This window comes from Proteus sp. FME41, assembly GCF_014897315.1.
GTDB lineage: Bacteria > Pseudomonadota > Gammaproteobacteria > Enterobacterales > Enterobacteriaceae > Proteus.
This window is the reverse complement of sequence record NZ_JABUYL010000008.1, coordinates 103129-118455: the sequence shown is the minus strand read 5'-3', so window position 1 is coordinate 118455 and position 15327 is coordinate 103129. Positions and strand designations below refer to the sequence as shown.

At 39.4% G+C, this 15327-nt stretch carries 17 protein-coding genes; 4 read left to right on the top strand and 13 right to left on the bottom strand.

Annotated features, from left to right (window positions below; genetic code table 11):
• Window positions 1–11: 11 nt before the first annotated feature.
• The 3 genes from feoA to yihI form a co-directional block, all read right to left on the bottom strand.
• Complete coding sequence (gene feoA, locus INT04_RS09465) at window positions 12–248, bottom strand: ferrous iron transporter A (RefSeq protein ID WP_036914344.1); 237 nt, start codon at window positions 246–248, stop codon at window positions 12–14.
• 411 nt (window positions 249–659) lie between these two features.
• Window positions 660–2105, bottom strand: a complete 1446-nt coding sequence (locus INT04_RS09460; protein WP_193015881.1) for a DUF4026 domain-containing protein — start codon at window positions 2103–2105, stop codon at window positions 660–662.
• A gap of 202 nt (window positions 2106–2307) precedes the next feature.
• Window positions 2308–2805 carry a Der GTPase-activating protein YihI gene (gene yihI / locus INT04_RS09455; RefSeq protein WP_193015880.1) on the bottom strand — a complete coding sequence of 166 codons (498 nt, stop codon included), beginning with the start codon at window positions 2803–2805 and terminating at the stop codon, window positions 2308–2310.
• 188 nt (window positions 2806–2993) lie between these two features.
• On the opposite strand from yihI, the gene INT04_RS09450 reads away from it, so the two are divergent.
• Window positions 2994–4457 carry a glycosyltransferase family 39 protein gene (locus tag INT04_RS09450; RefSeq protein WP_193015879.1) on the top strand — a complete coding sequence of 488 codons (1464 nt, stop codon included), beginning with the start codon at window positions 2994–2996 and terminating at the stop codon, window positions 4455–4457.
• Window positions 4458–4469: 12 nt separating this feature from the next.
• Window positions 4470–5018: a GNAT family N-acetyltransferase gene (locus INT04_RS09445; protein WP_193015878.1), complete on the top strand. Its 549-nt coding sequence runs from the start codon at window positions 4470–4472 to the stop codon at window positions 5016–5018.
• Between the two features lie 49 nt (window positions 5019–5067).
• On the opposite strand, the gene INT04_RS09440 is transcribed toward INT04_RS09445, so the two are convergent.
• Window positions 5068–5379, bottom strand: a complete 312-nt coding sequence (locus INT04_RS09440) for a monooxygenase (protein ID WP_193015877.1) — start codon at window positions 5377–5379, stop codon at window positions 5068–5070.
• A gap of 80 nt (window positions 5380–5459) precedes the next feature.
• Window positions 5460–6812 (bottom strand): NCS2 family permease, encoded by a 1353-nt coding sequence (locus tag INT04_RS09435; protein ID WP_193015948.1) that lies wholly within the window; start codon window positions 6810–6812, stop codon window positions 5460–5462.
• Window positions 6813–7121: 309 nt separating this feature from the next.
• Here INT04_RS09435 and INT04_RS09430 point away from each other — a divergent pair, with 309 nt between their 5' ends.
• Complete coding sequence (locus INT04_RS09430; protein WP_109408979.1) at window positions 7122–7418, top strand: DUF1778 domain-containing protein; 297 nt, start codon at window positions 7122–7124, stop codon at window positions 7416–7418.
• Window positions 7396–7908, top strand: coding sequence for a GNAT family N-acetyltransferase (locus INT04_RS09425; RefSeq protein WP_193015876.1), 513 nt, complete (start codon window positions 7396–7398; stop codon window positions 7906–7908). The genes INT04_RS09430 and INT04_RS09425 overlap by 23 nt, the downstream gene beginning before the upstream one ends.
• Window positions 7909–7963: 55 nt before the next feature.
• Here INT04_RS09425 and INT04_RS09420 read toward each other — a convergent pair whose 3' ends face one another.
• The 8 genes from INT04_RS09420 to pstS form a co-directional block, all read right to left on the bottom strand.
• Window positions 7964–8716 carry an amino acid ABC transporter permease gene (locus INT04_RS09420; RefSeq protein WP_193015875.1) on the bottom strand — a complete coding sequence of 251 codons (753 nt, stop codon included), beginning with the start codon at window positions 8714–8716 and terminating at the stop codon, window positions 7964–7966.
• Window position 8717: 1 nt separating this feature from the next.
• On the bottom strand, window positions 8718–9455 hold the full coding sequence (locus INT04_RS09415) for an amino acid ABC transporter permease (RefSeq protein ID WP_193015874.1): 738 nt from the start codon (window positions 9453–9455) through the stop codon (window positions 8718–8720).
• 107 nt (window positions 9456–9562) lie between these two features.
• A complete protein-coding gene (locus tag INT04_RS09410; protein WP_193015873.1) occupies window positions 9563–10402 on the bottom strand; it encodes an ABC transporter substrate-binding protein in 840 nt (279 codons plus the stop codon).
• Between the two features lie 213 nt (window positions 10403–10615).
• The gene (phoU, locus tag INT04_RS09405) at window positions 10616–11350 is read right to left on the bottom strand and encodes a phosphate signaling complex protein PhoU (protein WP_193015872.1); all 735 of its coding nucleotides are present in this window, start codon (window positions 11348–11350) and stop codon (window positions 10616–10618) included.
• A 14-nt stretch (window positions 11351–11364) separates the two neighbouring features.
• Window positions 11365–12141: a phosphate ABC transporter ATP-binding protein PstB gene (gene pstB / locus INT04_RS09400; protein WP_066749454.1), complete on the bottom strand. Its 777-nt coding sequence runs from the start codon at window positions 12139–12141 to the stop codon at window positions 11365–11367.
• Window positions 12142–12171: 30 nt separating this feature from the next.
• On the bottom strand, window positions 12172–13074 hold the full coding sequence (gene pstA / locus INT04_RS09395) for a phosphate ABC transporter permease PstA (RefSeq protein WP_193015871.1): 903 nt from the start codon (window positions 13072–13074) through the stop codon (window positions 12172–12174).
• Between the two features lie 2 nt (window positions 13075–13076).
• Window positions 13077–14036, bottom strand: a complete 960-nt coding sequence (gene pstC / locus INT04_RS09390) for a phosphate ABC transporter permease PstC (RefSeq protein ID WP_193015870.1) — start codon at window positions 14034–14036, stop codon at window positions 13077–13079.
• 76 nt (window positions 14037–14112) lie between these two features.
• Complete coding sequence (gene pstS / locus INT04_RS09385) at window positions 14113–15153, bottom strand: phosphate ABC transporter substrate-binding protein PstS (protein ID WP_193015869.1); 1041 nt, start codon at window positions 15151–15153, stop codon at window positions 14113–14115.
• Window positions 15154–15327: the final 174 nt, after the last annotated feature.

Sequence of the window (15327 nt, the reverse complement as noted above, 5' to 3'; positions counted from 1 at the left end):
AGAGATAACGATTATTTCTCGTTATGAACCACTTCGCTAAGGTTAATAAGTGCGAGATCTTTTTTTCTCAAAATGAGGGAGACTCGGTGCGTTTCTATTTGAATAGGATCACCCAGTGGTGCGATACGAATAACATTAAATACAGCCCCAGGTAACATACCTAAAGATAACAATTTCTGTCTGTATGCTGGGCTAATCTGAGGTGAATAGCTCAAGATTTTATAACTGTGATTTGGGATCAGAGACATAAAGCGTCCTTCCACGAATATTGATACAAAAAATAATGATACTGATAATTATTAACGCATATAAAAAATTCACATAATAAAAGTCAGGTTAATTATAATAAATATTTTTAATGCTAATGAGAATTATAATTATCCTTATTGGGTATAATTTAGCCTACTCTACACTTATCTGCACTTGATTTAAATCAACCAGAGAAAAGATATTGAGATGAAATGAGACTGTTTTCCCTATCTGTTACTAGACAAAAACAAAATGTGACGAGTTGAGATGTCAATGTAGCAACAAAATAACAATCAATTAATAATGTTAACGGGTTACAAGATGAAAGTAGATTTATTGAAATTTAAACGCGGGTTTCTCATCATGATTAAATAAGAAACCCGCATTAGGATTGTGAGATCGTTAGCTAATTAGTGCGTTTGCTGGTGGCTAAAAAGCTGGTAAATATTGTTAGGGGTATAACTATCATCTTCGAATGAAACGACCCAATCAGTTATTAAATCTATATTGATGGGATAGGTTTCACCTTCTTGCATCTCTTCAACATAAAATGGCACGTTGAGTAATTTGGCATAAACAGTGTCACCATCACGAGACTGTGGCACAAACCACATATGTTCAAGCTCTTTCTCTTCTTCTTCACCATAAGGAATACCGAACTTAATCATAAATTGCCAAGGGCTTTCAGTTTGCTCAGGCTTATCTTTACCTAATAGTTTTGAAAGAAAACCACTCTTTTTTTCAACGGGTGCTGGCGTATTGTTATCAAACAACGAAACAAAGTACTCCCAACGTCGTTTGGCTTTTTCGGACATTTCATAGGTTTCTTCATTGCTACGTAGCAACATCATTGCTTGCTGCTCTTCATAACCTTTAAAGAAGGTTTCTAAAACAGGATTTTCTTCATTGGTTCTAAATAGCATAGATGAAGGGTGTTGATGATATTCATCACGATCGGCTAAATCACCTAAGAAAATGCCGTTTGGTGCGCCTTCAGTGTCATAACGCATCTCATCTAAAGGTCTAAGGTTTTCAATCAGGGTTGATTGATTGACGTGGCGAATACCTTCTTCAAAAGGTAAGGCAACAAGATACTCTAAACCGGATGATGTTTGTCCACAGAGCATTGGTTCACCAAATTCGATTTGGCGATGATTGATACTGTTGTTAACAAAACAACGGAAGAGATCAGGAATACCATAGTAAGACTCTAGCATGCTAGGAATAACTAAATCGACTTCAGTTAAGCCACAACGCGCCAATCCATGGGTATGAAACCAGAACATGGTAGGGGGATCATTTTCTGTGTCATAAACTGCATGAATAACATATAGGCTTTCTACCTCAGGATAGAGGTCGGGTGTTTCCAGTTGAAAGCGTATCCATTCGGGAGTTAATGCTTTACCTGCAGCGGATTCATCTAATGCTAAGACCATTTCAGGTGCGATAATATTCAAAAAATTCAATTGATGGCGATAGCTGGCCAAAGGATGCAAGGCTTCAGTAAACAGTGTTTCTAATAATAAATCTTGCGTTGTGGCATTCGCATGCGCGAGTAGTTGTGGTGTGAGTTCGTCAGTCGAATACATTGGACGTATTTCGTAATCTTCATCACGAGGATAAAGACAGACAAAAAAATGTAACTCGTCATCATCCTGTTGGCAACGATAGAAAAAACCGTCATCAATATTTTCACTTAGATAATTGATTTCACCATCAGTGTAATCAGTTTGTTCTTCTAGGCGTTGCTCAATAAGCGCATAGTTTAGTGGCTGTGCAGGGAATGCCACTATACGAGAGGGCACTTTTTCTCCTTGCCCAGCTGCGATATCTAAGTACTGCTGTCTGTTATCCATATTTTTATCACTCGTATATAAAAGATAGAAAAGTAGGATATCAGGGATGATAAGAGAGGAATAGGTGGAGTTATCTGAGCTTGAGAGGTTTGTTCACGGCATCACAAGATAGCGTATTTTTAAATATAAAGACTAACAGATATCAATAGGTTATTAATATCTGTTAGCAGTAAGGCAATAACGCTAATCACTGACTTTCTGATTATTTGCCTTTCAGTAGTTGCATGATGTCTTCTGTTTTTTCTTCATCGTCATCATCTTCAAACTCAATGCCTAGCTCAACCATTAATTCATCAATGCGATCAAGGGTTTTTTCGGTATAAGCTTGTTCTTCTGCGTTGAGTTTTTCACCGTTTTCAAGACGAGATAATAACTCATCTAAACGCGCATCATTTTCTAACAAGTCTAACTCTTGCTCTGGTGCTAAACGAACAGGCTCAACCTTAACGGGGGCCGGTTTTTTCTTCACCACTTTTGGCGCATCACCCACGATCAGAGGGATTGGTTTTTTACTGCCAATACGCGGATCTTTAGGCGCTGTATTTTTAGATTGTTGATTATTTTCCGCATCCTGTTGACGGTTACCAGCAGGATTGCCACGGTGTTTTTTTTGACGCTTACGTTCACGTCCTTCCGCATTCAGCTCTTCACGTGTTTTCTTACGTGTTTTTGCTGCGGGCTTTCTTTTAATCATATTCATAATGGTAACTCGATAGTGATCTTCTTGGTTGCGCAATCTATCAGAAACAAAATTTCAATAAAAGCGCAAATTTAAGACAATTTAATATTTGCTCACGTACAATGTGCGGTTCATTTCACTATACTTTACTGTGTTGTGACATCAATTAACGACAAAATTAAATTAATCAACTTAACTTTCTATTTATTATGACATTATCATCTGCACAATTGCGTAAGCCAGTATATTGGTGGGTTGTTGGTTATGCGACACTCTGGATTTTGGTCAGTTATCTCTTTGATCCCACGGTGCCTTATGATGCCGTAGAAGCGGTCAATTGGGGCACTAACGGGGGATGGGGTTCCCCTAAAAATCCTTGGTTTGTTGGCTTTATAATGACACCTGCTATTTATGGCGGTATCGATTTTAGCTTTTATTGGTATTTTATCCACTTTATTGTGATTGCTATAGGATTATTAGGTGTCTGGAATTTAGCGTATAAATTGACTCAAAATGGGCACCTTGCTTGGTTCGCTATGTTAGGGCTCAATTTATCTGGTGTCATCAACTTTGATATTATTCCTTATAACGATAATTATATTTTAGTGGGATGCTGGGCTTGGGCATTTTATTTTTTCCTTTGTGCCATTAATGATAATCAAAAGTATTGGATTGGCTTTGCAATCGCCATGGGCATTGCCACAATGGGAAAATATTCATCATTAGCCTTTATTGGTACTGTGTTTTTATTAAGCTTATTCGTGCCTAAAGTACGTGTCAGTTATCGTTCGCCCTATTTTTATTTTGCGATTGCTGTCTGGTTTGCTTTTGTTATCCCCAATTTTATTTGGTTATGGCAAACCGATTTTGCTGCGTTTAAATGGGTCGATTCTCAAATAGAAAGCCGTTTTAATTTACGCACTACGCGCGCAGCGTTAACGGTGTTTTACCCTGTTATTTTGATGTGGGGAATTGTACGTTTTTATGGTGGGCGAGTAAGTTGGTCTGCGTCTCAAGATAGCCAGTTACTGAATTTTATTCTGTTATTTCCATTAACAATTATTTTTATTTGGTTTAGCTTCCATGAAGGTGGTCGTATTACTGAGTGGCTACAGCCATTTATGTCGATTGCAACAGCACTTTTTGTTGGCTCAATAAGTGTAATGCCTAAACGCTCATTACGAGGTGTACTGTATGGTTTAGGTGTTTTTGGTATGTTGGTTGTCTCTGGTTATACCGTGGTACAAGCAGCTAATGTGCGTAATGCAGGGCAAAAATTTATTGGCATAAAAACCTTTGTACAAGATATTGAACAAGCTTGGCATCAGCATTATCACACACCACTAGCATATGTGGGGGGTGAGTATATGCATGAGTGGGTGACATTTTATGGCAAAGATAGGCCATTATCCTCACAGCCTTGGGTATTAGAAGAAAATATTCAGCCTCCTAATATTTATAATCGGCATATTACACTTCAACAATTAGAAGAAAAAGGTGCTGTATTGGTTAGCGAAGTAGGTTATTACTGTGAAAAGGCGCATTTTGATGAAGGATTAAAACACTGGCCTAGTTTAAAAATAGCGGATACTCAAGAGATAATGTTTCGTTCTGAGCCTGGTGCCATTGCAGAGCCAGTCTGTATTGCTTTTGTGGCACCTAAAGCACAATAAGGAAAAATAAAAATGCGTTATGCCGATATTCAGGTTGAAACACCAAGGTTAATTTTGCGTCCTTTTGAAATGGGAGATGCGGATAGTTGGTTTAATATCATGAGTTCGCCAGAGGTGACACGTTATTGGAGTCATCTTCCTTGGCAGTCATTGCAAGAAGCGCAAGAAGATATCATTCAAGATATTACCCACATGGAAAGGAAAGAATATTTGCGCTTAGCGGTGATAGATAAAGCAACAAATACACTTATGGGCATGTGTGTTTTCTTTAACCATTATCCTAATTCTCGACGTGGCGAAATAGGGTATTGCCTTGATACGGCTTATCAAGGTAAAGGCGTTATGAAAGAAGCGATGATTACGTTTATTGATTATCTCCAGACGCATTTAGCGGTGCGTCGTTTAGAAGCGGATATTCATCCTGATAATAAAGCCTCTGCTGCTTTATTAGCCAAATTGGGTTTTGAGCAAGAAGGGTACCTTAAGCAGCGTTGGATAGTCGGTGATGAAGTTTCTGATTCTATTGTTTTTGGTTTGTTGTTGCCCACAATAGCTGAGTAATTGCAGAAAATAGAAAGGCACAAGTGGTATATAACACTTGTGCTTTTAGCTACTTAGCCAAAAAAGAGGCTTGATTTTTTAAGCTTAAAGCTTGGTTTACTGCAAAAATATCACCACGTACTTCTGGAATACCAAAAGAGTTTAATCGAGCGCTGTGTTTCTCTAAATAAGCTTGAGCATTTTCTTTTGAATCAAAAAGATAAATCCCGCCTGCTTTTTGTGTTTCTTTATTTTCAGTCCAAATTTTCCAAATAAAGCCAGGCTCTTGGTTGATTGATGAAGATAATGCATCCATAGCTTGTGTCATTTCATTATCGAAAGGACCATGATAAGGGAAATCGACTTGTAGAAGAACGTGCATAATCACCTCTTTTCTTATAAAAAACGGCACATTATTGGTGCCGTTTTATCTGTATCATGATGATATTAATTTATTGAATATTAGAATAAAGAATTCAAATCAATCACATGAGTATCAATCAGCAATATTTTTAAAATAAACATCAATGAAACAATGACTACACACAGGTTAATTTCTTTCCAGCGGAAAGTCCCTATCTTCATGACACAATAGGCAATAAAGCCCAGAGCGATACCTTCGGTGATTGAAAAACTAAACGGCATCATCACCGCAGTGATAAAGGCGGGAACAGACTCTGTTAAATCATCCCATTTCACCCGCGTTAAGCTGGAGGTCATTAATACACCCACATAGATTAGCGCCCCTGCCGTTGCATAGCTTGGTACCATCCCTGCAAGCGGTGATAAGAAAATTGCGAGTAAGAAAAGAATACCGACAACGACCGCAGTTAAGCCTGTACGCCCACCGACAGAAACACCGGAAGTACTTTCGATAAAGGCAGTTACAGAAGATGTGCCCATTGCCGAGCCGGCAACTGAGCTTAAGCTATCAACGTATAAGGCTTGTTTCATCTGTGGAAACTTGCCTTTGTCATCCGTTAAACCTGCTTTATCGGTCACACCAATTAATGTGCCAGAGGAGTCAAATAAGTTAACCAACATAAAGGCAAAAATTACACCAGAAAGGCCGATATCTAAGGCTCCCATAATATCGACTTTACCAACAACAGTGGTGATAGAAGGAGGTAGAGAGAAAACGCCTTGGTAGGTGACATCGCCTAATAACAAGCCAATAACAGTGGTGATAACAATAGAGATAAGAATAGCCGCATGAATATTACGAGCAGCAAGAATGGCGATAATAAAAAAGCCTAATGCACCTAATAACACGTTATGAGAGGCAAAATTACCAATAGTCACAATGGTATCGTTATTAGGAATAATAATACCGGAGTTTTTTAAGCCCATCATGGCGATAAAAAGACCAATACCGCTAGTAATACCCACACGTAAACTCAACGGGATATGGGCAATTATCCAATAACGAATCCGAAAAAGGGTCAGTAAAAAGAGTCCTACCGCACCCCAGAAAATCGCACCCATAGCGACTTCCCATGAATAGCCCATTGCGCCTACAACCACAAAGGCAAAGAACGCATTTAGGCCCATAGCAGGGGCAACCGCAATAGGTAAATTCGCCACTAATCCCATTAAAATACTGCCGAAAGCCGCAATTAAGCAAGTGGTCACAAAGACGGCTTTGATATCCATATTGGCAGCAGCAAGGATTTGAGGGTTAACGAAGATAATATAAACCATCGTTAAGAAAGTCGTGATACCCGCAATCAGTTCGGTGCGAGCGTTTGTGCCGTGTTCTTGTAGCTTAAACAGGCGTTGGAGCAAACCCTGTGGTACAGAATTTGGTGATGACATGCTCATAGACAAAAGATCCCAAAAAAAATGTTTTTCGCTTTATCCTACACAAATAAAACCATAACTGCACCTAAAAAAGTAATCGATTGCGTAGAGCGCTACAGTGAAGACATCAAAAATAGACGGAGATATTTAATAAACTAAGTTTAGTTTCGTGCTAATAATTGTATGGCGTCAAAATGTCACATTTCATTTACTTTGTTAAAATTTGATTATATTATCTTGCTTGAAAAGTGAGCTGTTTTGAAGTTTTACTAGTTTTATAAATAACAGCTATTAAATAAGTTTTAATAAAGAGGTGGAGGAATTATGCCTACTTTATCAAATGAAAGGATCACAACGCGTATTAGTCCCGAAATGAAAATTTTGTTAGAAAAGGCTTTATCATTATCAGGTTATACGAGTTTAAATAGTTTTATTGTACAAGCAGCTATTGCTGAAGCTAAACGGCTAATCGAGCAAGATATGCGTATTAAACTTTGTCAGGAAGACGCTTTAGATTTTATTAATGCATTGGAAAAACCAATCGAAATAAATGATCGCTTCCTTCGTGCCGCGCGCAAGCATAAGGAAACAATTCTTGATGAAAATAAGTCCTCTGAATAAAAAAATACATGATAGAACGTCTTTTGATTGTGGCGATAAAATACTTAATAACTACTTGAAAGCAATATCCAATCAACATCATGAAAACGATTTAGCACGTACTTTTGTATTAACAAGTGAAATCGAGCCTACAAAAATTAAAGGATTTTATTCATTAGCATTGTGTACTATCGATTTAGATGAATTACCGCAAGAAATCGGGAAAAAATATCCCAAAGAGCTCTATTGCGTATTAATCGGGCGGTTAGCAATTAGTCAGCAGTATCAACGCCAAGGTTTAGGATCTATTTTATTAGTTGATGCTGTAAGAAAGGCAATAAATTCATCAGGTAATATTCCAATACCCATGATTATCGTGGATGCAAAACATGATATTGCAAAAAGTATGTATCAAGGATTAGGTTTTTCTTCATTTAGCCAAAATGAATATCGTTTATTTATGACTATGGCGAATGCTAAAGCGGTAATAAGTCTCGTTGATAATGAATAAATTAATTATAAAGAGACTAACTTATTTTATTAAAACAATAAGTTAGTCTCTTTTTTTATCCCACTTCTTTCTTAAAAAAAGATTGTTGTTTAAATGGCAACACCATTTGCCAAAAAGGGCGTTTCTCTTTTTGTGTTGAGAATAATTTAGCCACTCTATTGGCAATAATTTCCAATGAAAAACAGAGAATAAAATAGATAAAAGCAACGAACAGAAAGACTTCCATTGGATAAACCATACTGCGGTTATTGACTTGTGTCGCTAAAAACGAAAGTTCACCGACACCCACCACATAAGCTAATGAAGTATCTTTAATTAAGGCTATCCATTGATTAATAAATGAAGGCACCATCATGCGTAATGCTTGCGGCAATACGATATGCCATAGCACTTGCCAGCGATTAAAACCTAACGATAATCCCGCCTGCCATTGTCCTTTGCCAATCGCCAAAATACCGGCTTTAACGCCATGCGCAATATAAGACGATGTGATTAAAGCTAATGCACAAATTACGGTGGTGATTTCAGGTATTTCCATCCCCAATACAACAGGCAATAAAAAATAGACCCAAAATATCAACATAATGACGGGAATAGCGCGGAAAAAACCTAAAAAAGCTGCGAAAAGGTTAACCCAGATACCTCTGAGCATTGCCAGCGCAATACCCCCTAATGTGCCTAAAATAATAGATGCAATACCCGCAATGATACTGATAAAGACGGTCAGCGCTGCACCTTCTAAAGGCCCATCAGGATAAGCACCAAAGAGTAAGTACTGCCAGTTATCAGCAATAACAGTAAAGTCCATCTTAATATCCTTGTGCTAATTTACGTTGCTGATGCCATTGTCCCCACGCTTCCATTAAGGCTATTGCCGCAATATACAGAACCGTTGCAACACCAAAGGCTTCAAAGGTGCGTAAAGATTCTGTTTCGACTTGTCTTGATGCGTAAGAAAGCTCGGCTACACCGATAGCCATTGTGAGTGATGAATTTTTTATCACATTCATGTATTGGCCTAATAAGGGGGGAAGTGCAATACGAATAGCTTGTGGCAAAATCACATAACGCATGGATTGCCATTGTGTTAATCCTAATGCCAAGGCGGCATGTTTTTGTCCTTGTCGTACCCCTTGAATTCCTGCTCTTAGCTCTTCAGCAATAAATGGTGTGGAATAAAACGTCAGGCCAATAATACCCGCGAAAAATTCAAAAGAAGGCCAAGAGAGTGTTAACCCTAAGATTGAAATTTCATGAGGCGTGTTTAACCACATCATAGCGCTTTGTGGCAAAATTTCGCCTGAGGCGAAATACCAAAAGAAGAGCTGAACTAATAGCGGTGTATTACGAAACAGCGAGGTATAAGCAGCGGCTAACCAACGTAATGGTGCAAATGCACTATCTCTTGCGGCACTAAGAGCAAAACTCATTAATGTCGCGATGACAATCGTCCAAAAAGAGATAAGCAAGGTGATTAAAAAACCCTTCCAAAGCCAGCTTAAATAGTGTGGCGCAAGAAGATAATGTGAAATAAATTGCTCAAACATAACGATTGCCTATTGTAGACGCTAAACCCCGCCAAAGCGGGGTTGATGTTGTTATCAAGGAATAACGAAGCTACTCGTGAATTGAGTGTGTTATCACTTTTTAACGATTAAGACTGAGGTGTTTGCGCTGATAATGGCGCAAATTTAAAGTCACCACGAGGTTGAGCTGATTTTGTTTCAGGGCCAAACCAACGGTTGTAGATCTCGTCTGCTTTACCTTCTTTTTCCAATCTTAATAGCGTGTTATTGATTTCATTAATTAAACGCTCTTCACCTTTAGCTGCAGCGACTGCTTGGTATTCACGCGTAATGCTAAAGGATGACACTTCAAAATCGGCTTTAATGGCATCCGGAAGATTGGCTAATAAGCCCACTAATTTTGCATCATCTTGTGTGATGGCTTGTACGTTACCATTGCGTAATGCAGCGAAAGCCAGTGGTGTATCGTCATAAGAGATCACTTTGGTATCAGGGTAGCGTTCACGTAATGTGATTTCTTGAACAGTACCTTTATCAGCCCCAATACGCAGTGAGTGAATTTGTTCAGGGTTAGTTAAAACCCCTTTGCGTGCAATAAATTTTTGGCCTGTTGCAAAATAAGGGACAGAGAAATCAACTTGCTTGGCACGTTCATCCGTAATGGTGAAATTGGCTGCAATTAAATCGACTTTTTTAGAGCTTAATAGTGGAATGCGGTTTGCTGGGTTTGTTGGACGTAGCTCCAGCTTTACGCCTAAATCTTTAGCAATTTCATTGGCAATATCAGCATCATAACCCGCCAGTTTTTTGGTTTGAGGATCAATAAAGCCAAATGGCGGGTTGCTATCAAAAATTGCGATGCGAACTACACCTGCTTTTTTTATATCATCGAGTTTGTCAGCTTTTGCAATACCTGAGAAAAGTACCGAGCCTGCAATTAATGCGGTAGCCAAAACACGTAATTTCATTATTCACCCCAAAGAAAAGAATTATCATCGTTATGTTGCGTATCACGCTACCAAGTTGATCTAAGTTCATAAAATAATAAAAATTGATATAGATATGCTTTTAAGGAATAAGATAGGAGGTGATGTTGATCAACCGCCGTTTTTATCGGTGAGAGAATAAAAAAATAGCGGCATGAGCGCCGCTATTTTTAAGAGAAAAAAAGAGAGGTAAATTTATTTAGAGGTATTGCTGTCATCACTTTTTGTCAGCATTTTTTCAACTTGGTCACCACCGATATGGCGGAAATCATGACCTTTAACGTAGTAGAAAATAAACTCACAAATATTCTGACAACGATCACCAATGCGCTCAATAGAGCGTGCACAAAATAGAGCTGTTAATACGCTTGGAATCGTACGAGGATCTTCCATCATATAAGTCATTAATTGGCGGACAATACCTTCATATTCATTATCAATTTTAGCGTCTTCACGATAGATACGTACAGCTTCAGCTAAATCCATGCGGGCAAACGCATCAAGGACATCATGAAGCATTTGTATTGCATGTTGACCTAAAGACTCTAAGCTTACTAATAGCGGTTGATGTTGGTGTGAAAACTTTTCAAGTGCCGTTTTACAGATTTTTTCAGCCACATCACCAATACGTTCTAGCTCAGCGATTGTTTTTGATATCGCCATGATTAAACGTAAGTCACTCGCGGTTGGCTGGCGCTTGGCGATGATCCGCATACAAGCATCATCAATGGCGACTTCCATCATATTGACGTTATGGTCGCCTTGGATTACTTCATTAGCTAATGCTTGGTCTTGGTTATGCATTGCCATAATGGCTTTTTTCAGTTGTTCTTCAACAAGCCCACCCATCACCATGAGTTCAGTACGGATATGCTCTAACTCAGCATTAAATTGACCAGAAATATGCTTATTATGATTTAAATTATCCATTAGTTGCCTCGTTATCAGCCATAACGCCCAGTGATGTAATCTTCAGTTTGTTTTTTCGCAGGACGCGTAAATAACGTATCCGTATCGCTAAATTCTATTAATTCGCCTAAATACATAAATGCGGTGTAATCAGAGCAACGTGCGGCTTGTTGCATATTATGCGTCACGATAACCACGGTATATTCTGATTTGAGCTCACTGATAAGCTCTTCAATACGACCTGTAGAGATTGGGTCAAGTGCTGAACAAGGCTCATCAAGCAATAACACTTCAGGGCGGATAGCGATACCGCGAGCAATACATAAACGCTGTTGCTGACCGCCTGATAAACTATATCCACTCTGATGTAATTTATCCTTGGTTTCGTTCCATAATGCGGCTTTGGTCAATGCCCACTGAACGCGTTCATCCATATCGGCGCGAGACAGTTTTTCAAATAAACGCACACCAAAGGCAATATTGTCATAAATTGACATTGGGAATGGTGTTGGCTTTTGGAATACCATGCCTACTTTGGCGCGTAATAGCGCAATATCTTGCTTATCTGTCAGGATATTATTGCCATCTAACAGGATTTCGCCCTCAGCATGTTGTTCGCCATAAAGCTCATACATTTTGTTAAAAGTACGCAGTAAGGTGGATTTACCACAGCCTGAAGGCCCGATAAATGCTGTTACCTTATTTTTGGCAATATCTAATGAGATATTTTTCAGCGCATGAAATTTTCCATAATAGAAATTCAAATCACGAACTTGGATTTTGTTTCCTGCGTTATCATTAGCCATAGTCATTAAACGTTCTCTCTCACTTAGCTTTATGCGTTAACCGTGTTTTTTGTTAGCAAAAACAACACGCGCGATAATATTAATAAATAGAACACAGAGGGTGATAAGTAATACGCCAGCCCAGGCAAGCTCTTGCCACTGTGCAAAAGGACTCATGGCGAACTTAAAGATAGTCACAGGTAAGTTAGCTATCGGTTCGTTTAGGTCTGTGCTCCAGAATTGATTTGATAGTGAAGTAAATAACAGTGGTGCAGTTTCACCCGCAATACGTGCAATCGCTAATAATACCCCCGTAATAATGCCTGATACCGAGGCTTTTAAGGTGATTTTAGAGATCATCTTCCACTTTGGTGTTCCTAATGCGTAAGCAGCTTCGCGTAAGCTATCAGGGACTAACTTCAACATGTTTTCAGTAGTACGAATAACGATAGGAATTTGCAGTAAAGCCAGCGCGATAATACCTGCCCATCCTGAAAAGTGCTGCATCTGTGCGACTACAATGGTATAGACAAAGAGTCCAACAACAATTGAGGGTGCTGACAGCAAGATATCGTTAATAAAGCGAGTCGTTTCTGCAAGCCATGAACGACGACCATATTCGGCAAGATAGATACCAGCAAGAATACCTAATGGTGTTCCAATTACGGTGGCCCATAAAATGAGTAATCCGCTACCCATGATGGCGTTAGCTAATCCACCCCCATCTGTATTAGGTGGCGGTGTCATTTCAGTGAAAAGGGCCCAAGACATTCCATCGACACCTTTTGTGATGGTGGAAAATAGGATCCACGTTAACCAAAAAAGGCCGAATGCCATTGTAGAGATAGACAAGAATAGCGCGATACGATTTTTCTGACGACGCCAAAGTTGGCGTTTATGGCGGACACGCAATTCACTTTCTGTTTGAATCTGTAATGAAGAAGAGGATGTTTTAGACATAATTAGCGCGTCCCTTCATTTTTAGATAAACGTAATGTCATAAACTTAGAAATCGCAAGTACGATAAAGGTGATGACAAACAGGATAAGGCCTAATTCCATCAATGCCGCAGTATGTAATCCTGTTTCTGCTTCTGCAAATTCATTAGCTAATGCGGACGTAATGCTGTTACCTGGCATAAACAGAGAGACGGAATCCAATTGGTAGGTATTACCGATAATAAAGGTGACTGCCATGGTTTCACCTAGAGCACGACCTAACCCCAGCATGACGCCACCAATCACCCCATTACGAGTATAAGGTAGAACGATATTCCAAATCACTTCCCATGTTGTACAGCCAATACCGTAGGCAGACTCTTTCATCATCACTGGTGTTTGTTCAAACACATCACGCATAACAGAGGCGATATAAGGAATGATCATGATAGCGAGGATAACACCCGCCGCTAAGATGCCAATACCAAATGCTGGGCCAGAGAACAGCTCACCCACAATAGGAATAGATGAAAGCACATTACCTACGGGCTCTTGGAAATAAGCAGCAAATAGGGGGGCGAAGACAAACAGTCCCCACATACCATAAACAATACTTGGGATGGCGGCGAGTAACTCGATAGCAATACCTAATGGGCGTTTTAACCAATTAGGTGCTAATTCGGTTAAGAAAAGGGCGATACCAAAGCTGACTGGCACGGCAATAACCAATGCAATGATTGAGGTTATAATGGTGCCATAAATAGGCACTAATGCACCAAATTCTTGTGCTGGTGGATCCCACTCTTTTGTCCATAAGAATGACAGGCCAAATTGTTGAATACTTGGCCATGAGGCGAAGATCAGTGAAACAATGATACCTGTTAAAAGCAAAAGCGTAATCAACGCAGCTAGACGGACTAGTGCGCTGAAAATAACGTCCCCTCGTTTACTAGGGGCCTTTATTACCGTTGTGTGCTCGGCCATAAAGCCTCTTTTAATTTATTACCCCCTGTTAGCAGGGGGTGAACGTTAACTTATCTCTTAATGGTTACCGGTCTTATTAGTAAATCGGTTTACCATTACTGTCTTTGATACTTGTTTTCCATGCTGCACGAATTTGTTCTACAACTTCTGCTGGCAATACGGCGTAATCTAAGTTTTTCGCTTCCTGATTACCCTTGTCATAAGCCCAGTTGAAGAAATTTAGGACTTCTTTACCTTTTTCGACATTTTTCTGTGTCTGATGCACTAAGATAAAGGTGGTTGACGTAATCGGCCATGCATTTTCACCTTTCTGATTAGTCAGGTCTTGTGCAAAGCTTTTACTCCAATCAATTTTTCTTGCGGCAGCACTAAAGCTGTCAGCTGTTGGTGAAATAGCCTCACCGTCAGCAGTCACTAATTTAGTATAAGCAAGGTTGTTTTGTTTCGCATAAGCATATTCAACATAACCAATTGAACCGGGTACACGTTGAACGAATGCCGCGATACCATCATTACCTTTTCCACCTAAACCTGTCGGCCATTTAACGGTAGAACCTGCACCGACTTCATCTTTCCATGCGCTATTTACTTTTGATAAGTAGCTGGTAAAAACAAATGACGTCCCTGAACCATCAGCGCGACGAATAACCGCGATATTCTGTTCTGGTAATTTTACGCCGGGGTTAAGTTTTGTGATAGCAGGGTCATTCCATTTTTGGATTTTACCTAAATAGATATTACCAATAGTGTCGCCGTCTAAGGTCAGTTCACCTGATTTGATACCAGGGATATTAACTGCCATTACAACGCCACCAATGACAGTTGGAAATTGGAATAAACCATCAGCTTGTAATTTATCATCCGCTAAAGGTGCATCAGAAGCACCAAAATCAACGGTATTTGCAATAATCTGTTTTACACCACCAGAGGATCCAATGCCTTGGTAGTTAATTTTGTTACCCGTTTCTTTCTGATAGGAATCTGCCCATTTAGCATAAACCGGGGCAGGGAACGTTGCGCCAGCACCAGTCAGCGAGGTCGTTGCCTGTGCAGAAAGAGCGGTCATTGAAAACGCAGCGGCAATGACACTAGTCAGGGTGGTACGCATCAGTTTCATAATCCCTCCTGTGGGATAGGTAGAATAATTTTCGACATCTATCAACTTCGGTTACGGTACGCACAGACAATAGGTCAGTTAGATGACAATTAAATGTCTTAATTGTGACAGTTTTATGACAAAGTAAAAAAAGGATGAAATATTTAGAAAAAGGAGAAAAACAGAAAGGGAATG